The sequence below is a fragment of the Kitasatospora sp. NPDC058184 genome, assembly GCF_042883725.1.
GTDB lineage: Bacteria > Actinomycetota > Actinomycetes > Streptomycetales > Streptomycetaceae > Kitasatospora.
The window spans coordinates 431,561-448,498 of record NZ_JBHVVE010000004.1; the positions used below are offsets into that span (position 1 = coordinate 431,561).

17 protein-coding genes and 1 pseudogene are annotated in these 16,938 nt (G+C 71.8%); 10 read left to right on the top strand and 8 right to left on the bottom strand.

Annotated elements, in window-relative coordinates:
- The first annotated feature begins 177 nt into the window (after positions 1-177).
- Positions 178-1,422, top strand: coding sequence for an Ig-like domain-containing protein (locus ACFVXH_RS10465; RefSeq protein WP_387822086.1), 1,245 nt, complete (start codon positions 178-180; stop codon positions 1,420-1,422).
- A gap of 197 nt (positions 1,423-1,619) precedes the next feature.
- Complete coding sequence (locus ACFVXH_RS10470) at positions 1,620-2,120, top strand: ATP-binding protein (RefSeq protein ID WP_387822089.1); 501 nt, start codon at positions 1,620-1,622, stop codon at positions 2,118-2,120.
- A 372-nt stretch (positions 2,121-2,492) separates the two neighbouring features.
- Here ACFVXH_RS10470 and ACFVXH_RS10475 read toward each other — a convergent pair whose 3' ends face one another.
- From ACFVXH_RS10475 to ACFVXH_RS10485, 3 genes are all read right to left on the bottom strand, one after another.
- A complete protein-coding gene (locus ACFVXH_RS10475) occupies positions 2,493-3,365 on the bottom strand; it encodes a hypothetical protein (RefSeq protein ID WP_387822092.1) in 873 nt (290 codons plus the stop codon).
- A 209-nt stretch (positions 3,366-3,574) separates the two neighbouring features.
- On the bottom strand, positions 3,575-3,775 hold the full coding sequence (locus ACFVXH_RS10480; RefSeq protein ID WP_387822095.1) for a DUF397 domain-containing protein: 201 nt from the start codon (positions 3,773-3,775) through the stop codon (positions 3,575-3,577).
- Entirely contained in the window at positions 3,772-4,581 is an 810-nt protein-coding gene (locus tag ACFVXH_RS10485; protein WP_387822098.1) for a helix-turn-helix domain-containing protein, read from the bottom strand. Before ACFVXH_RS10485 ends, ACFVXH_RS10480 begins: the two co-directional genes overlap by 4 nt.
- Before the next feature lie 159 nt (positions 4,582-4,740).
- Here ACFVXH_RS10485 and ACFVXH_RS10490 point away from each other — a divergent pair, with 159 nt between their 5' ends.
- Together ACFVXH_RS10490 and ACFVXH_RS10495 are read left to right on the top strand one after the other, a co-directional pair.
- Positions 4,741-5,175, top strand: coding sequence for an ATP-binding protein (locus ACFVXH_RS10490; protein ID WP_259316736.1), 435 nt, complete (start codon positions 4,741-4,743; stop codon positions 5,173-5,175).
- A gap of 100 nt (positions 5,176-5,275) precedes the next feature.
- Positions 5,276-5,803 (top strand): GNAT family N-acetyltransferase, encoded by a 528-nt coding sequence (locus ACFVXH_RS10495; RefSeq protein ID WP_380777389.1) that lies wholly within the window; start codon positions 5,276-5,278, stop codon positions 5,801-5,803.
- 82 nt (positions 5,804-5,885) lie between these two features.
- On the opposite strand, the gene ACFVXH_RS10500 is transcribed toward ACFVXH_RS10495, so the two are convergent.
- Both ACFVXH_RS10500 and ACFVXH_RS10505 read right to left on the bottom strand, forming a co-directional pair.
- The gene (locus ACFVXH_RS10500; RefSeq protein ID WP_074001478.1) at positions 5,886-6,107 is read right to left on the bottom strand and encodes a hypothetical protein; all 222 of its coding nucleotides are present in this window, start codon (positions 6,105-6,107) and stop codon (positions 5,886-5,888) included.
- Between the two features lie 46 nt (positions 6,108-6,153).
- On the bottom strand, positions 6,154-6,858 hold the full coding sequence (locus tag ACFVXH_RS10505) for a hypothetical protein (RefSeq protein WP_387822102.1): 705 nt from the start codon (positions 6,856-6,858) through the stop codon (positions 6,154-6,156).
- Positions 6,859-7,139: 281 nt separating this feature from the next.
- On the opposite strand from ACFVXH_RS10505, the pseudogene ACFVXH_RS10510 reads away from it, so the two are divergent.
- From ACFVXH_RS10510 to ACFVXH_RS10520, 3 genes and pseudogenes are all read left to right on the top strand, one after another.
- Positions 7,140-7,865: pseudogene (locus tag ACFVXH_RS10510) on the top strand (ATP/GTP-binding protein); the annotation flags it as partial.
- A 16-nt stretch (positions 7,866-7,881) separates the two neighbouring features.
- Positions 7,882-8,277 carry an ATP/GTP-binding protein gene (locus ACFVXH_RS10515; protein WP_387822198.1) on the top strand — a complete coding sequence of 132 codons (396 nt, stop codon included), beginning with the start codon at positions 7,882-7,884 and terminating at the stop codon, positions 8,275-8,277.
- A 313-nt stretch (positions 8,278-8,590) separates the two neighbouring features.
- Positions 8,591-9,709, top strand: a complete 1,119-nt coding sequence (locus ACFVXH_RS10520) for a protein-L-isoaspartate O-methyltransferase (RefSeq protein WP_387822105.1) — start codon at positions 8,591-8,593, stop codon at positions 9,707-9,709.
- Positions 9,710-10,011: 302 nt separating this feature from the next.
- Here ACFVXH_RS10520 and ACFVXH_RS10525 read toward each other — a convergent pair whose 3' ends face one another.
- The gene (locus ACFVXH_RS10525; protein WP_049649075.1) at positions 10,012-11,271 is read right to left on the bottom strand and encodes a hypothetical protein; all 1,260 of its coding nucleotides are present in this window, start codon (positions 11,269-11,271) and stop codon (positions 10,012-10,014) included.
- Positions 11,272-11,837: 566 nt separating this feature from the next.
- On the opposite strand from ACFVXH_RS10525, the gene ACFVXH_RS10530 reads away from it, so the two are divergent.
- Complete coding sequence (locus tag ACFVXH_RS10530; RefSeq protein WP_387822108.1) at positions 11,838-12,701, top strand: DMT family transporter; 864 nt, start codon at positions 11,838-11,840, stop codon at positions 12,699-12,701.
- Positions 12,702-13,774: 1,073 nt separating this feature from the next.
- On the opposite strand, the gene ACFVXH_RS10535 is transcribed toward ACFVXH_RS10530, so the two are convergent.
- Positions 13,775-14,389: a hypothetical protein gene (locus tag ACFVXH_RS10535; RefSeq protein ID WP_387822111.1), complete on the bottom strand. Its 615-nt coding sequence runs from the start codon at positions 14,387-14,389 to the stop codon at positions 13,775-13,777.
- Positions 14,390-14,479: 90 nt separating this feature from the next.
- Here ACFVXH_RS10535 and ACFVXH_RS10540 point away from each other — a divergent pair, with 90 nt between their 5' ends.
- Together ACFVXH_RS10540 and ACFVXH_RS10545 are read left to right on the top strand one after the other, a co-directional pair.
- Positions 14,480-15,253 carry a class I SAM-dependent methyltransferase gene (locus ACFVXH_RS10540; protein ID WP_387822114.1) on the top strand — a complete coding sequence of 258 codons (774 nt, stop codon included), beginning with the start codon at positions 14,480-14,482 and terminating at the stop codon, positions 15,251-15,253.
- Positions 15,254-15,568: 315 nt separating this feature from the next.
- Positions 15,569-16,051, top strand: a complete 483-nt coding sequence (locus tag ACFVXH_RS10545) for a nuclear transport factor 2 family protein (protein ID WP_387822116.1) — start codon at positions 15,569-15,571, stop codon at positions 16,049-16,051.
- Between the two features lie 55 nt (positions 16,052-16,106).
- Here the strand turns inward: ACFVXH_RS10545 and ACFVXH_RS10550 are convergent, their stop codons facing one another.
- A complete protein-coding gene (locus ACFVXH_RS10550) occupies positions 16,107-16,862 on the bottom strand; it encodes a TetR/AcrR family transcriptional regulator (RefSeq protein ID WP_387822119.1) in 756 nt (251 codons plus the stop codon).
- Between the last annotated feature and the right edge of the window lie 76 nt (positions 16,863-16,938).

Sequence of the window (16,938 nt, forward strand, 5' to 3'; positions counted from 1 at the left end):
GGCGTCCGTCGTCCGTCGTGCGGCCCGGTCCTCACTCGTTGGGGTCGGGCCGCCGCGGTTTCCGGGGCGAGCAGCCCCACGCATGGCGCAACCTTTCCGGTGGCCGGTTGCGTATACCGGTCGGGTCCGTCGGGTCCACGGGGAGTTTCTCGGATCTTCTGAGGGAGGGAATCGACGATGAGGTCGATACGCAGAGTGGTGGCCGTCGGTCTGGTCGGCGGGGCGATGGCGCTGACGGCCGCCTGCGGTGGGGGCAGCGGGGCAAGCGGGGGGAACGGGGGCGGGGGGAGCGCGGCCAAGGCCGATCTGGCGGCCGGCGCGGCGAGCGCCAAGCCCACGGAGGCGGCGCCCAGCAGCAAGACGCCGAAGGTCTCCACGGCCGCGGTGAGCATCGAGCCCAAGGCCGGCTCGGTGGACGTGGCGCCGAACGCGCTCAAGGTCGGCGCGACCGGGGGCAAGCTGACCACCGTCAAGGTGAGCGACAAGACCGGCAAGGAGGTCCCCGGGACGATCTCCGCCGACGGCGCCTCCTGGACGCCCGCGGCGGGCCTGGAGGTGGGCACCGCCTACCGGGTCAGCGCGATGGCCGCGGACGCCGACGGCGCGGTCGCCACGGCGGACAGCGACTTCACCACGCTGACCCCGACGGCGCTCGCCAAGGCCTCGGACAACGTGGACGACAACGCCACCTACGGCGTCGGCATGATCGTCTCGGTGAACTTCAGCAAGGACGTGAAGAACCGGGACGAGGTCGCCCGCGGCATCAGCTTCGAGACCAGCAACGGCACCGTGGTCAAGGGCCACTGGTTCGGCGACCGCCGGCTGGACTTCCGCCCCGAGCAGTACTGGGCGCCGGACACCAAGGTGACCGTCAAGTACCGGCTGAAGAGCGTCGAGATCGCCCCCGGGGTGTACGGCGCGGACCGGGACGAGCCCTTCACGATCGGGCGGTCCCAGATTTCGACGGTTGACGCCGCTGCGCACAAGATGACGGTCGTACAGGGTGGCCAGTCGAGCGAGATCGACATCAGCGCCGGCGCGCCCGAACACCCCACCTGGAACGGCACGATGGTGGTCATGTCCAAGGAGGGCGTGGTGCGGATGCAGTCCAGCAGCATGCCCGGCATGACCGGCGCGCCGTACGACCTCCAGGTCCCGCACTCGATGCGGCTCACCGACTCCGGCACGTACGTGCACGGCAACTACTGGAGCAGCAGCAGGACCTTCGGCGAGGACAACGTCAGCCACGGCTGCGTGGGCCTCAAGGACGTCGAGGGCGGCGGCTCCGGCACGTCGGCGGGCAAGTTCTACGACGGCTCGCTGATCGGTGACGTGATGATCGTGAAGAACTCGATCAGGAAGGAGACGCTCGACCCGTCGAACGGGCTGAGCGGCTGGAACGTCCCGTGGAGCGCCTGGTAAACCGCCGCTGAGGTGGGGGAGGGGTCAACCCGGGATTGACGGAAGTCGGCCCGGGGGGACCCCTTCTTGCATCCGGCATATGCCGACGCGGAGAGATCGTTTGCTCATTGTCCGTACGCGGCTGCTTGCGTTCCGCAATGATGGTCCGCATGGCGGGTTGGGGCGAAGCAGATCAGTCATTGGTTTCCGGGGCCGGCGTGGTCGCCGAAGTGTCCTGGATCGACGTCCAGGGCGGCGGGCTCTCGGCGTTGGAGCGGCTCACCTCCGCGGAGCTGGAGGAGATGTACTCCAGCAGACTGTGCGACCAGTCCGCGCCCAACGAGGTACGGCTGCCCTCCCGGCCGGAGTCGGGCCCGGTGGCCCGTCGGCTGGTGCTCTCGGTCCTGGAGTCCTGGGAGCTCCACCAGCACCTGGAGGCCAGTGAGTTGCTCACCAGCGAGCTGGTGTCCAACGCGGTGCGGCACGCGGCCGGACGCACCATCGGACTGCACGTCAGCCGCAAGCCCGGCTGGCTCCGGATCGAGGTCCGGGACTCCTCCCGGGCGCTGCCCTGCATGATCCTCGCCGAGGCCCAGCCGGTGAACGAGCGCGGGCGGGGGCTGAGGGTCGTCGACGACCTCGCCGACCGCTGGGGCGCCGACCTGCTGCCGCGGGGCAAGGGCGTCTGGTTCGAGCTGAAGGTGCGCGAGCGGGGCTGAGGCGTCCGGCCGGTCGGCGCTTTTTTTGTGGGGAAACGCGCAGGGCCCCCGGATTCGCCGTGGTCCGGCGGGCGGGGGCCCTTGCAAGTCATCGCGCCGGCCAAGGGGGTGCGTGCCGCGCGATGGGCGTCGGCAGTGCCAGGTCGGGCCCGCCGAAGTCATCAACCCAGGGCGGCGTGCGGTGTCGCCCGCCGTTGGGCTGCTTCGACTATCGCATGGATCTCAGCATGCGGGCAAACCGGATGACTTCGAATGCAAGGCATGTTACGTAGTTCACCTTTGGATTTTGCATAGGTTAACGCTGCCGCCTGTGAATATTCATGATCACGGGCCTGCTTGCCTGTGACGGCGAGGTCTGCCGGGGGCTCGGTATCAAGGGGCTCGCAGGGGCAGGGGCGGGGCGCTGTCCCGCCGGAGCGCGCCCCTGACGCGGGCGGCGTGGCGGTGGACGGCGGCCGGGGAGAGGGTGCCGGGGCGGGGTGGTGCGGCCGGTGGGGCGCCGGGGGTGCTGCGGCAGGCGCGGCAGAGGCCGCCGAGGAGGGCGTGCGGGCGGCAGGGGGTGCGGCAGTCGGTGCACTCGGGGATGGGGACCGGCTGCGGGGGTCGCGGGGACTGCGGGCGCTCGGGTGGCAGCTTGTCGATCAGGCGGCGCCGGGTGAAGCCCGCCGGGCTGTGGATGTCCGGCGGCAGGTTCGCGGTGAGCGCGGCGGTGAAGAGGGGGAGCGTGGTGCCCCGGTCCAGCCACTCGGCGGCCAGCGGTTCGAGCGCGGCGCAGTCGGCGGCGGAGAGGGCGAGGCGGGGGTCCACGAGGCCGAGGCCGGCGAGGGCGGCGTAGGCGGCCGAGGTGGGGGAGGTGCGGTTGAGCGTTCGCTCCCTGGGGGGATCGGGTGCGGCGGGCGTTGACGCCTCCCCGGTGGAGAGGAAGTGCGCCCACCAGCCGTCGGAGCGGGGCGTCCGGGAGAAGTAGGTGCGGAAGACCCAGCGGCACTGGCGGGAGTCGAGGCGCTCACGGACGCGGCGCAGGTGACCTGCGGTGGAGAGCTTGGTGAGGGCGGAGCGGCAGGCCATCTGCCCGTAGTGGGGCTGGAGGACGGCGAGGGTCTTCGCGTCCATGGCGGCGCCGTCGGGGAGGCGGTCGATGAGCGAGGCGAGGTAGGCCTCGCGGGCCGGGAGGTGGGCGAAGTCGCGCGCGGAGCGGGGGAGTTGCTCCGGGGCGGACTGCTTGCCGTACCCAGGGGTGGCCATGGCGGTATCGTCGTGGGTAGCCACAGGATCGAGTCCGATCGATCGTGCCGGTCAGACCCCCGTTCGGTGTTGGTAGCACCGGCGGGGGTTGTTTCGTTGGTGCGCACGCTACACGGGGGAACCGGCTGTGGTGTAGTCGTGACGATAAGTCATATGTGCTGCGTGCGAGGGTGGTTGGGAGGTAGTTACCTCACCGTTCCATTAAGGGGTCACTCGGCTCGTGCTGCTTGAGCTTCGGAGGCGAAGGCGATGAAGGCGGACCAGGCTTCGGGGGAGAAGGTGAGGGTCGGGCCGGCCTTGTCCTTGGAGTCGCGGACGTGGATGGTGGAGGGGGAGGCGGCGACCTCGACGCAGTTGCCCTCGTCGTGGTCGCTGTAGCTAGAGCGGAGCCACGGTTTGGTGGTGTTCATAGTTGCTCCAGTGTCTTTCGGACGAGCTGTGCCGATTCCTTCGCGTTCAGCGCCTGCGCGCGGATCATTGCGTGGCGTCGGCTGAGCCTGCCTACGAGTTGTGGTTCGGAGTGGAGTGCGTTCGTTTCATGTGTCTCAACATACGCATACTGCTCGTTGTTGACCGTTTCCAAGATGACGAGCGATCCCGAGAGGCCGGTAGGGGGTAGCTCTCCGGTGGGTACGATCTGGACCCGCGTGTTGCGTGAGTCCTCGAAGTCAAGCAGCCGGTGAAGCTGCTCCTTCATGACCTCCCTGCCGCCGACGGAGGTGTGAAGGGCTGCTTCGTAAATGGTGAAGCTGAACATCACCTCGGGCTTCGCGAGCAGATCCTGCCGCTTGAGACGGAATGCCAGGCGTTCTTTAGCGGTGGCGTCGTCCACGGGTGGCAAGTGGCGACTGAGTACCGCCCTGGCGTAGTTCTCGGTCTGCAGCAGGCCCGGGATGTAGAGGGCCTCATAGAAGTAGAAGGCAATCGCCTCCTTCTCGACGTCGAAGAAGACATCACTGCGCGCTGGCTTGGTCTCGGGGAGAAGATACGGCTCGGCCGCCACCAGCATCCCCTTCGCGTCGCACAGTTCATCCGCCGCCTGAAGCACCTTGAGCGTTGGCCGCCGCCTCCCTGCCTCCATCGACCGGACGCTCTCGATGTCGTAGCTGGCTGCCTGGCTCAACTGTTCTCGCGTCACGCCCGCCGTCGCCCGCCACCGCTTGAGCTGGTCGCCGCAGTACTTCCACGACATCGGGTTCTCCTTCGGCACGCTCACGGCCGGTACCCCTCCCTGCCCTGGTCACAGGGCGGTCAAGCTGTCGCTGTACATGCGGTGTAACTGTTGAGGCTATGCCTGGATGCCGACGATCGAAGGGTGAAATGGCCGAACTCAGCTCTCCCGAGTGACGCCGTCCGTACACACCCAAGGACCCTGATGCTCACTCAGCCCGCCGACGTCGTCGAGTGGATGTTCCCCCGGCTCCCCCGTAGCGCCGGCCGTGCCCGTATCCGGTTCATCCGGCAGGCCTTCGAGTGGGAGGTGCCCATCGACTCCGCCGAGACCGGGCTGATCCTCCTCAGCGAACTCGTCACCAACGCCTGCCGCCACGCCCGTTCCCCGCGTGACCGGATGATCGGTGTCCGCGTTCTCCTCCCCACCGACTCCCTGCTCCGGATCGAGGTCTCGGACGCGAACTCCACCCTCCCGACCCCGTGCGAGGCCACCCCGGAGGACGAGTCCGGCCGGGGCCTCGAACTCGTCGCCGCCCTGGCCACGTCGTGGGGCGCCCACCTGCGCGGTGACGGCTACATCGGCAAGACGGTCTGGTGCGAACTCGCCCTCCCCACCCCGGCCAACCCGCACGGCTGAGCCCGCGACCTGCGGAGACGCGCAACTGGCGCTCCGCCGGAGCGCGTCCTGATCTTCGACGGCGTCGGCAACCGGCGCCCGAGAGGATCAGGAGACCTGTATGCGCCCGCTGCCCTGGCCGCCCGCCCCGATCAGGACCGAGCGGCTCGTACTCCGCGAGCCCGAGGCCCGGGACCGTGCGGCGTTCGTCGAGCTGCTGGCCTCGGCGGAGGTGAACACCTACCTCGGTGGCCCCAAGCCGCGGGACGAGGTCGAGCGCGAGATGCCCGGGGCGCCCAGCCGGAGCCCCGGGGTCTTCGCCGTCGATCTCGACGGGGAGACGATCGGCCAGGTCCTGCTCCGCAAGGAGGCGGGGCGCCTCGGCCGGGTCGGTGAGCAGGCCGAACTCGGCTACCTGTTCCTGCCGCAGGCCTGGGGTCGCGGCTACGCCGCCGAGGCGTGCGCGGCGGTCCTCGACTGGTTCACCGGCGTGCTGCCCGGCGAGCCTGTGGTGCTCGCCACCCAGACCGCCAACCTCCCCTCGATGCGCCTCGCCGCGAAGCTTGGCTTCGCCGAGGTGGAGCGCTTCGAGGCCTTCGGCGCCGACCAGTGGCTCGGCCGGTGGTCCCCGGAGCCGCACCGGGACTGACCGTCCCCGCCGCCGGTCCCGTCGCCGGCCGCGCGAGAAGTCGGGTGGGCCGACTTCTCGCGCTCACCCCGTGGTGGGGGCGTCAGTTCCACGGTTCCCGGTCCGGGTCCTCGCCCAGCACGTGAGCGGCGGCCGCACAGAGGTCCCGGCCGTACAGCTGGTTGCTGCCGTACCCGGAGCCCCACAGGTCGGTGGCGGCCCGGGCCACGGCGCGCCAACTGAACTCCTCGTCGACCCGCCAGGTGCGAACCTGCACGGCCATCTCCGTGGTGACCGTCGACGGGTCCACAAGGTTGGGTTTCATCTCAGCGGCTCCAGGTCGTGTCCGACGATTCCGGCCGGACCGTCGATCAGTCCTTCTCCTCGACCTCGACGGCCGCCCGGATGTCCAGCGTGCGCCGGGCCAGTTCCCCGGGCTTGCCGGCGCCCGTTTCGTCGACGACGATGCCGACGGTGTTGCCGTCCGCCCAGGCACAGGTGGCCAGGGACGCGGCCGGGGATTCGATCACCGCGCAGTCCAGCGCGCCGCCGAGGGGGCCGGCCGGGTAGTCCTGGCGCCCGACCACCACCGGGTCGTCCGACGGGGCGCCCGCCGTCTGCGTCTCCGTGCCGAAGTACTTGTCCAGCTCCCGCCGGACGTCCGGGAAGCTGCCGGTCAGCCCGATCACGGTCAGCGTGGTTTCGGTCGACCCGGCGGCGCCGTAGCCGGCCACCGTCAGCTCCCGGTACGGCCGCAGGGCCGTCATCTGCCGCTCGTAGTCGGCGCGCAGGGTCAGGACGCTGTCGTCGTCCGGGAGCCGCACCTGGTCGCCGATCCGGTCCGCGAGCACGATCCGGTGCCGCGTCGGCGCGCCGAACCCGGTCACCGCCGCGACGGTCACCGCGGCGAACAGGCCGACGACCACGCCCGCCGCGATCAGGGCGTTGCGGGGCACCCGCCGGTACCAGGGCAGCGGAGCCACCGGCTCCAGGGTGTTCGCCCAGATCGCCCGGAGGCCGCTGGGCTCCTCGGCCCCCTGGGCACTCTCGGACCCGGTCGTATCGTCACTCTGCACGGGCCCGGATCCTACGGCAGCGCCCGCAAGGCCCGCCGGGGTTTTCGCGGCGCCGACGCCACCGGTGGCACCCGCATCCCCAACCTCACGGGACGGAACACCCGGGGCCGTCGTGGGTGGCGCGGCCATCCGCCGGCCGCGAGAGAAGTCGGCCCGGCCGACTTCTCGCGCCGGTCGGGGGCCTCGGCGAGTGAGGTCTGTTCACTTGCACAGAAAGGCCCCACAGCCCGCGAAGGGGGGATCACAGATGCCACCGCTCGATCATCGATGCCCTGGTGTACATGACCAGGACGGTCGTCAGCTCGCATCGCGACGCGGAGCCGGACGGGGGCGTGGCCCGTCAACCCTTCCGGCTCGAAGAGGCGGCGCGCGGGGAACCGTCCTGGTACGTGGTGGACCTGCTGATCGACGGGATCCGCTACACCTACGGGTTCAGCGTGGACGACGACCGGGTGGTCGACGAATGGCTGCACAGCTTCCCCCACGGCAGGAAGCGCAAGATCTTCGAGCGTTCGGTCGACGGGCTGGAGATCGGTGACTCGCAGCACCGGCGAGAGCTGGAGCTGGTCGAGAACATCACCGAGCCCAACGTCCTCTTCATGTCCCTCGCGGCACGCTCCCGGCAGGACGACTTCCGCCCGGTGTACGACTGGTTCGCCCGAAGCCTCCAGTTCAGCCGGCGAATGCAGGGCCCTGGCCGCATCGGTACAGCGCGGATCCTCGAAAACCCGGACCGGCACCCTGAGTTCGTCGCGCTCCTGCGTGCCGCAGACCTCGGGATCGCGGAATGCGGCACGGAGCGCGTGCTGCTCGACGAGGAAGAGCTGCGGAAGCGCTACGGTACGCGCATTCCGCCATGGCGGCTGGAGGAACTCGAAGAGCACGGACCGCGTGAGGTCATGCGCCCCTGGATAGGCCATCGCGGGCGCGACGGGATCGTCAGGATGGACGTTTCCGAGGAGTCCGAGGGCACCCAGGCCCTCCTGCGGCAGGCACCTCTCTTCATGGGGGCGCTCCGTCGGGGTGGCACCTTCGTGGTGGACGAGATCGATTCGAGCCTCCACCCGCCTGACAGCGCGCCTGATCGGGCTGTTCCAGGATTCCGCGACCAACCCGAACGGTGCTCAGCTGATCTTCACCTCGCACGATGCCAGCCTGCTCGGCCGAACCGACGGCGAGGACGTCCTGCGGCGGGACCAGGTCTGGTTCGTGGAGAAGAACGAGCACGGCGAGACGGAGCTGTTCGCCCTCGCCGACTTCAAGCCGCGCCAGGAGGAGAACCGCGAGCGGCGGTACCTCGGCGGGAGTTACGGCGGCGGGCCGTACATCGGCGACGATTTTGCCAGCGCCGTGGCGGCGCGGGGGGACGATGATGGCAAGGGTGGCGAAGCCGAGCGGACGCAAGCATCCCTGTTTTGACACGTCACGGGCCTGATGCGCAGGAAGTCGGCCGGGTCGACTTCCTGCGCGCACGCGCCCCTGGCAGCTCCCGCACGCCTCTACCTCCTGGTGCGGTGCCGCGCCAGAGTGATTGCCGACCGTTGCACCCGACCGAAGGGGAAGCCACGATGGGTGAGCACGAGAAGCCGCCGCCGGACCCCGGGCAGGGAACGCCCCCGCCCGGCAACGCCGATGGCGAGGTCCCGCCCCAGCCGCCGTCCGACGGAAAGCACCGCAAGTAGTGGCCGCTGACGAGGGCTTGGCCGCGTGCCGGACGCGCCTGGACTCGGCGATGGAGCGGGGCGGGGCGTGGCCGGTCGACTCGCCATGGCTACGCGACGCCTTCGCCGTACTGCCGCGTGACCGGTTCGCGCCGGACCGGTTGTGGCGGTGGGACGGTCGGGCCTACGTGCCGGTCGACCGCGCGGTGGATCCGGCCGGTTGGGCGGACGAGCTGTACTCCGGGGTCTACTCGGCGGCCGTCACCCAGCTCGACGGCGGCCGGCCGTCCTCGTCGCTGTCCGCGCCCTCCGTGGTGGCGGACATGCTGGACAGCCTCCGCGTGGAACCGGGGCACCGGGTGTGGGACCTCGGCACCGGCCAGGGCTGGACGGCGGCACTGGCCGCCTGGCGGGCCGGGCCCGGCCTGGTGGTCGGCACCGAAGTCGACGAGCGCCTGGCCGCGTCCGCCCGCACCCGGCTCGCGGTCGCCGGGCTCGACGCCGAGGTGACGGCGGGCGACGGCACCGACGGCGGGGTGCCGGGGGGTGGCCAGGTCGACCGGCTGCACGCCACCTACGCCGTCGAGACCGTCCCCTGGTCCTGGGTGAAGGCGGTACGACCGGGCGGACGGATCGTCTACCCCTGGGGCCGGCTCGGACACATCGCCCTCACCGTCGCCGACGACGGACAGTCCGCCACCGGCTGGGTCCAGGGCCTGGCCCAGTTCATGGGCGACCGGCACGCTCCGGCCCAGCCGGACGGTGGGCCCGCCGCCTACGCGCAGGTGCGCGGTGACACCGAACCCGAGACCAGCAGGGCGTTGAACCGCGACCCGGTCGGCCTGGAGGACTGGCACCTCCGGTTCGCGCTGCGCGTCGCCGTCCCGGACGCCGTGCTGCTCACCGCCCGGGATGCCGACGGCACCAACGCCTGGATCCACGACGGCCACCGGTCATGGGCCACCCTCGTCGCACGGAGCGACGGTGAGCTGCCGCAGCTCCTCCAGGGCGGGCCGCGCCGCCTCGGCGACGAGGTGCTGGCCGCCTGGTCCCAGTGGGAGGCGTTGGGCCGCCCCGACCTGTACGACTACGGCATCACCGTCACCCCTGGCTCCCAGTGGGCCTGGCAGGGCGCCCCGGACACCGGCCCGAGATGGCCCATCGTCGGCCTGCACCCGGCCGCGCGGTGACCGTGCGACCTGCCAAGGAGCCCCGGCGCTCACGCCCGGGGCGGCCGCCGCGTCGCGCTGGTCGGGCCGCCCCCTCGGGCAACGGAGCCGCGCTGAACGACGTTCTCCGGCGGTTCGGGCCGGACGAGGGCTTCGCGGCGGATGTGGCGTCCGCTCGCGCCGAGTTCGCCGTGCTCGCCGTGTTCGCCGACGACGCGGCCAGGGGCGCCGTCACCGCCGCTGACCCTCTCTCCACCTGAGGGGCCTGCGCGAGAAGTCGGACTGGCCGACTTCTCGCGCTTCGGGGCGCGTCGATGACGCCCTCAGGAGATCGAGAAGCCCATCTGGTTGACCACCGGCGTCATCGGCACGTACAGCACCTGCGCGTAGCAGGTCGTCTGGTGCGCCGTCGATCCGGGCGGGCAGGCGACCTCCGACCTGGCGGCGACGATGACGCCGCGGGCCTCCATGTCGCCGTTCGGGCCGGAGGGGTTCGCCAGTGCGGGGCCGCCGCTGTCGCCCTTCGCGGCGACCGCCCGCCGGTCGCCGCCCTTCGACTCCGCGATGTCCACCGGCTTGATCTTGGTGCCCTCGTCGTTCGTCGTCTCCACGTCGACCCGCTTGACCTGCACGTCGCACCTCCACCCCGACTGGGCGCCGCTCAGGCAGATCAGGTCCCCGACGTTGTTCCGCCCGGCGCCGTACGTGTGCCGGGACGAGCCGCCGTTGTCCGACCAGGAACCGTCGTAGAACCGGCCGCCGCCGTTCCCGTTGACCGCGATCATGCCGACGTCCAGGCCGTTGCCGACCGCGGCCAGGTCGCCGATGTAGCTGCCGGTGCCGTTGTAGTACCGGCCGCCACCGCAGTGCGCGGCGGTCAGCACCACCTTCGTCCCGCCCTTCCAGCCGCTGAACGCCGTCGAGCAGAACGACGCCTTTCCGGTGTTCACCTCGGCGCCCGCGTAGTACGGCGCGCTGTCGGAGTGCCGGTTGCCGGACAGCGCCACCGGTGTCTCCTCGACGCCGGCCGACACCGGCATCCCGGCGATCTCGGCGGCCCGCGAGGAGTACGCCTGCACGGTCGCGTCGCCGCCGGTCAGCTGCTTCGCCGGCGCCGGCGCGTACGTGATCGCGATGGCGGTGCCGTCCTCCTGCGGGCCGATCGACGTCCACGCGTCCCGCGCCACCGCGGCCGTGAACCGGTCGATCGCGGCGCGCATCTCCGCGCGGGAGTACGGGCTCGGATGGACGTCGACGGTGTAGCCGGGGCCGACGTCCGCGGCGTTCGCGTCCAGCAGGGAACGGACCTGGGCCGGGGTCTCGCCCTTCCAGTAGATGTCGGCGTGCTGGTTCGCCGCGTCGATCACCGTCCCGGCGTAGCCGGCCGCCGCCGGATCCCGGGACTCCACCCACTCCTGCACCGGGTCCGTCATGTGGTGGAGCAACTGCTGGGCCTTCGGATCGCGGAGCACCGGCAGGGTCACCGACAGGTAGGGCTCGTCCTTCACGACGTCGGCGGCCATCAGGGCGGAGGCGACCACGGTGGTCAGGGCCAGGGACAGCACGAGGCTGGAGCGGCGCACGAGCGGGTCCTTCCGGTGGGCCGATGGGGTCGACACTCAGCGTAGGGAGGAATGAACGGTCCGCTACGGTCCGGAAGTCGAGGGCGGGCCGCCGGTGGTTGCACGGCCGAGGAGACGCGCCCCCGGGAGGGGCGTGACGGCCTCCCGGGGGCGCGTGGGGCGGGCGGTCAGGCGTTCTGCGCCCCGAACCCCGCGACTGCCGCGAGGAGACCGTTCCTGCGGGGTGAGGACGCGTCAACGGCCCTCGCCGCGTGAGAAGTCGGACCGGCCGACTTCTCACGCCCGCCGGTCGGTACCATCGACGCGTGAACCTGTACTGGCACGTCGTGCTGCCACCGCTCAGCGCCTGATCGGGCGCGCGCTTCGGTGGCTTGACCCCCCACGACCCCGGCTCGGCCCGACAGCGGCCGCCGTGGGTTGGCGGCGTGCGCCCGTTCTCGGAAACCCGTTCCCCTGACGGTCTTCGACGACGGAAGTTCACGACTGTGCCGAATCGTTTGTCCTCACCTGCCCGCACCCTCCCCACGGCCCCCCGCCGCGCCCGCCGTACCCGCCCGCGCGGCGGCGTGGCGCCGATCCTGACCGCCGCCGTGCTCTGGGGCACCACCGGGACGGCCAGTTCACTGGCACCCGCAGGCGCCCCGGCCGCGGGAATCGGAGCCGCCGGGCTGGTCCTCGGCGGGCTGCTCCTCTTCCTCACCGACCGCACCGCCCGCGTACTGCCCCGCGAGTGCGGACCGCACGAGCGGTGGCTGCTCGCGGCCGGCGCCATCGCGGTCGCCGGATACCCGGTGACCTTCTACCCGGCGGTGAGCCGTACCGGCGTGGCCGTCGCCACCGTCATCGCGCTCGGCAGCGCGCCCGTGTTCACCGGACTGCTCGGCTGGCTCACCCGACAGGGACGGCCCGGCGGACGCTGGGCCGGGGCCACCGCGCTGGCCGTACTCGGCTGCGCCCTCCTGGTGCTCGGCCCCGAACTCGCCGGGGGCGGCACGACGGTGGACCTGCCGGGCGTGCTCCTGGCCGCGCTCTCGGGACTCTCGTACGCCGTCTACTCGCTGATCGGCGGGCGGCTGATCGCCGGCGGACACCCCTCCGGCGGGGTGATGGGCGCGATGTTCGGCGGCGGAGCGCTGATCGTCCTCCCGGTACTGCTGTGCGGCCCCACGGGCTGGCTGCTCACGCCGCGCGGGGCAGGCGTGGTGCTGCACCTCGCGGTGATCACCACCTTCCTCGCCTACTGGCTCTTCGGCCACGGCCTACGCCACACCACCGCCCAGACCGCCACCACCCTGACCCTCGCCGAACCCGCCGTCGCGGCGGTACTCGGCGTAGCCGCCCTCGACGAACGCCTGCCCACCGCCTCCTGGTACGGCCTCGCCATCCTCGCCGGAGGCCTGGCCTTCCTGGCCCTCCCAGCCCGCCGATAGCGGCCCCGGGGGTGCTCGCACTGCAGGAACGCTGCCGAGGGGACAACCGCGCGATGTGGCCGGGCACTTTCCCCGGCTGCTGTCCCGGATCGCCTGTGGGGGCGCAGGTCTGTCGGTGAACTGACCGATGCCGTACGCCCGCTGAGGTTCGTCGTCCGTGCCGTTCCTACTCGACCTGCTCGGGGCACCGCACATGGTCCGCAAGGCCGAGTCGCCGTCGCGGGCTCGCCGTCGTGGCCGGAGGGCTAGCCTTCCTGATGCTCCCGGCTCGGCGGTAGGGAGTGTTGGTCTGCGCGAGAAGTCGGGCCGGTCGACTTCTCGCGCGAGGGCCCCGGTTCGTTCGCGGTGCGGGAACTCTGCGGAGGGCGGTTTTCGGGGTCAGCTGGGGAGAACCGCGTGATGCGAAGGGGGCTCCGGCCGACCGCGTTCCCCTGTTGCTGTCCCGGATCGCCTACCGGGACGAGGGCGCGGCCCGCAGGGCTGTAGGTGAACTGGCCGATGCCGTCTGCGCGCTGGGGTTCGTTGTCGGCGAGGCGATGGCTTCTAGGGTCCCGTTCCTGCTCGAACTGGTCGGGGCGCCCCACCTGGTCTGCGAGGGCGAGATTGCCGTCGCGGGCTCGCTGTTCTGGCCGGGGGTTGGCCTTCTTGGTGCTTCCGGGGTGGCGGTAGGAGTGTTGGTCTGCGCGAGAAGTCGGGCCGGCCGACTTCTCACGCGCGGGTCCCGGGTTACTCGCGGTGGGGGAAGGCAGCTGGGGCGGTTTCCGGGGGCCGCCGGGGTGAGCTGTGGGATGCGACGGGGGATCGGGGCGGCGAGCTGTCGGCCGCAGCCCGGCTTGGAGGCGGCCGCGCGGAGGGTTGTCCTGGCGGGCCGGTCGGTTGCGGGCTCGCTGTTCTGGCCGGGGGTTGGCCTTCTTGGTGCTTCCGGGGTGGTGGTAGGGAGTGTTGGTCTGCGCGAGAAGTCGGACCGGCCGACTTCTCGCGCGAGGGCCTCGGGGCACTCGTGGTGGGGGGAAGGAGGGATGCTCCGCCGTTTCCGGAGGCGTGACCGGGGACCGGTGGTCGCGGGGTGGTCCTCAGGTGTCGAAGGTGATGGCGGGCGTCCCGGAGTTCCGGGTGAGGAAGTGCAGCAGCTCGGCGAAGCCGCGCGCGTCGTCGAGGGCCTTGTGGGTGTGCCGCACGCCGCCGAGCCAGTGCGGGGGCAGTGCCGGTGCCGGGAGGTCCGCGGGCGGTCGGCCGGTCAGTGCCGCCGTGTACGAGCGCAGGCACAGGGCCGGGCCGTGGAAGAGGAGATCCTGCTCGTAGGGGCCCTGGTGCAGTCCGAAGGAGGTGAACCGGCGCAGGTAGTAGTCGATCCAGGTTCCGTCGAACGACAGGGGTGCCGCGGCGAACGCCCGCCGGCCGGGTAGGGACCGGACCCACTCGACGTACCCGGTCATGACGTCGGTGACGGGCTCCGGGTTCGTCGTCGCGGCCTCCCAGGCGCCCGGCTCGGAGTCGAACCACTCCTTCGTGCGCGGGTTCGGGGCCGATCCGGGAAGCGGTTCGAGGACGGCTTCGAACTCGCCGAAGGTCCGGCCGTCCATGGTCGTGGCCACGGACGCGAAGGACCGCATCGAGTTCGGTCCCGGCCACGGGCCGTCCACCTCGATGTCGGTCACCACGTAGGTCCAGTCGCTGAGTTCGGTCATGCGGCCGACGGTACCGCCACGGCCTCCCCCGTCGGTGCGGGTTCACGCGAAGCGGTTGCCTCCGGTGGTCCCGTTTGATGGGCTGGTCGGATGGGACACACGGGGCAGGAGAGCCGGACGGCGAGGTACGACCGGATCGGCGTCGGGTACCGGCAGGTCCGTCGGCCCGATCCGCGGCTGCACGCGTTGATCGGGTCGGCGCTGCGGGGAGCGCGCACGGTGGTCAACGTCGGTGCGGGGGCTGGATCGTACGAGCCGGAGGACGCCGAGGTCACGGCCGTCGACCCGTCGCAGGTCATGCTCGACCAGCATCCGGAGGAGCGGAAGGTCAAGGCCTCGGCCGAGCAACTGCCCTTCGAGGACGGGGCGTTCGACGCGGCGATGGCCGTCCTGACCGTCCACCACTGGTCGGACCAGCGGCGCGGGCTGGCCGAGTTGCGGCGGGTCGCGCGGCGGCAGGCGGTGTTCACCTGGGACCCGGCGCACCGGCCGCAGCTGTGGCTGCTGGAGGACTACCTGCCGGAGATCAGGGAGTTGGAGGACTCCCGCTTCACGCCGCTGGAGCAGGTGGTGGAGGCCCTGGACGCGCACACCGTGCTGTCCTTCCCCGTTCCCTGGGACTTCACCGACGGCTTCCAGATCGCCCACTGGCGGCGGCCCGAGCACTACCTGGACTCGGTGGTCCGGCAGGCCAGTTCGACCTTCGCGCAGCTGCCGCCGGAGGTGGTCGAGCCGGCCGTCGAACGGCTGCGGGCCGACCTCGCCTCGGGGGCGTGGCACCGGCGGTACGCCGACCTGCTCGGCCGGGACAGCATGGACTACGGCTACCGCCTGGTCCTCGCCGGCGAGCGGCCGGCCGGGTAGGCGTTGTCGGCGGCTGCCGCCGCACAGGAAGTCGGACCGGCCGACTTCCCGTGCAGCGCGGCTGGTTGACCGAGGGCCGTGAACGGAGCGCAGGACTCGCAGGTGCCGATTCCGGGGGTCCGAGGACGGCCCCTCGGTGCCGGGCGAAGCCTGCTGGGGCGCGGCGGCTGAACGGTCGGTGGATCGGGGGCAGGGCGAGGTGGCCCGCCTCCCGGCGGCGGCTAGGGTTGGGGCCATCGATCGATGCGCGGGGGCCAAGTCGATTGCCGCAGAGGGATCCTGGCGTCCCCGTCCGCTGCCGAAGGGGCCGCCGTCATGCCGGATTCCGCCACGCCCAGCCCGCCCAGCACACCCAGCCCGCTCGACCTGCTCGTCCGCTACCGGCGGGCGATGCTCGACCTGGACGCGGACGCGCTGGCCGAACTGTACGCCGAGGACGGGGTGCACGAGTTCCCGTTCCTGTTCCCCGGGATGCCGGAGCGGTACCGGGGGCGGGAGGAGATCCGGGCCGGCTACCGGGCCGCCTGGGGTGCGAGTGCGGCGCGGCCGCGGGAGATCCGGGAGGTGGCCGTCCACCCGGGGGCCGACCCGGAGGTGCTGACCGTCGAGCAGCAGGTGGTCGGGACGCTCGCCACCACCGGAGAGCCGTTCACCGTGCCTGGCCTGCTGGTGATGCGCGCCCGGGACGGCCTGCTGGTGCACGTGCGGGACTACATGGACGGCCTGGGCGTGGCCCACGCGATGGGCCGGCTGGGTGCCGTCGCCGCGCGGCTGGGGGCCGGGGCGGCCGGCAGGTAGGAAGGGCGGAGTGGGAAGTTGGACCGGCCGACTTCCCACTCCGTGAGCGGACCGGTCAGAGGGCGAAGTGGGCGGCGATGCCGTCGAGGACGCAGTCGAGGCCGGTTTCGAACTGCCAGTCGGGGTCGTCCTTGCGGGTGGCCGCGTGGAGGTAGCGCTGGTAGTTGGGGTAGCGGCCGGTGCCCATCAGCCAGGTCATCCGGGGGGCGAGGCCGGCCCGGGTCTGGTCGCCGTCGGACCAGCCGCGCTCGCGGCGCAGGGTGTCCAGGGTGACCTCGGTGGTGACCGAGCCGTGGACGTAGCCGGTGACGGTGCGGAACACCGCCATGGTGGTGTCGGCGTCCAGGCCGTGCTCGGCCAGGGCGGCGAACGCGTGCTCGGGGACGGCGAGTTGGTTCGGGCTGAGGGAGAACGGGGTGGCCGCCCGGACGGTCCACGGGTGGGCCAGGTGCATGGCCCGCAGGTGGAGGGCGAGGGCGCGCATGGTCTCCCGCCAGTCCTCGGCGGGGGCGGCGTCCAGGGGGAGTCGGCCGTAGACGAAGTCGACCATCAGCTCGATGAGTTCGTCCTTGCCGGAGACGTACCGGTAGGCGGCCATCGGGGCGACGCCGAGTTCGGCGGCCAGTCGGCGCATGGTGACGGCGTCCAGGCCCTCGGCGTCGGCGACGGCGACGGCGGCTTCGGCGATCCGCTGCGGGGTCAGGGTGGTGCGCGGGGCGGGGGCCGGGCGGTCCAGGCGCTCCCAGAGTGACGCCGGGGGCCTGTCGTCGCCGGCGGGGGTGTCCCCGGTGGGGGCCTGCTGAGCGGGCATGGGGGCGGGCTCCTTCCGACTGGGGGTCGGTCCCACCGTAGCACCCTCCTGTGTACGGCGTATCGGCAGTGGACGC

Bases quoted from the DNA above. Each gene is read 5' to 3' on its own strand.
- ACFVXH_RS10535 (WP_387822111.1), bottom strand. From the start codon at position 14,389: ATGACCGAACTCAGCGACTGGACCTACGTGGTGACCGACATCGAGGTG.
- ACFVXH_RS10475 (WP_387822092.1), bottom strand. From the start codon at position 3,365: ATGGCCACCCCTGGGTACGGCAAGCAGTCCGCCCCGGAGCAACTCCCC.
- ACFVXH_RS10500 (WP_074001478.1), bottom strand. From the start codon at position 6,107: ATGAAACCCAACCTTGTGGACCCGTCGACGGTCACCACGGAGATGGCC.
- ACFVXH_RS10520 (WP_387822105.1), top strand. From the start codon at position 8,591: ATGGAGCGGGGCGGGGCGTGGCCGGTCGACTCGCCATGGCTACGCGAC.
- ACFVXH_RS10465 (WP_387822086.1), top strand. From the start codon at position 178: ATGAGGTCGATACGCAGAGTGGTGGCCGTCGGTCTGGTCGGCGGGGCG.
- ACFVXH_RS10550 (WP_387822119.1), bottom strand. From the start codon at position 16,862: ATGCCCGCTCAGCAGGCCCCCACCGGGGACACCCCCGCCGGCGACGAC.
- ACFVXH_RS10545 (WP_387822116.1), top strand. From the start codon at position 15,569: ATGCCGGATTCCGCCACGCCCAGCCCGCCCAGCACACCCAGCCCGCTC.
- ACFVXH_RS10490 (WP_259316736.1), top strand. From the start codon at position 4,741: ATGCTCACTCAGCCCGCCGACGTCGTCGAGTGGATGTTCCCCCGGCTC.
- ACFVXH_RS10540 (WP_387822114.1), top strand. From the start codon at position 14,480: ATGGGACACACGGGGCAGGAGAGCCGGACGGCGAGGTACGACCGGATC.
- ACFVXH_RS10480 (WP_387822095.1), bottom strand. From the start codon at position 3,775: ATGAACACCACCAAACCGTGGCTCCGCTCTAGCTACAGCGACCACGAC.
- ACFVXH_RS10495 (WP_380777389.1), top strand. From the start codon at position 5,276: ATGCGCCCGCTGCCCTGGCCGCCCGCCCCGATCAGGACCGAGCGGCTC.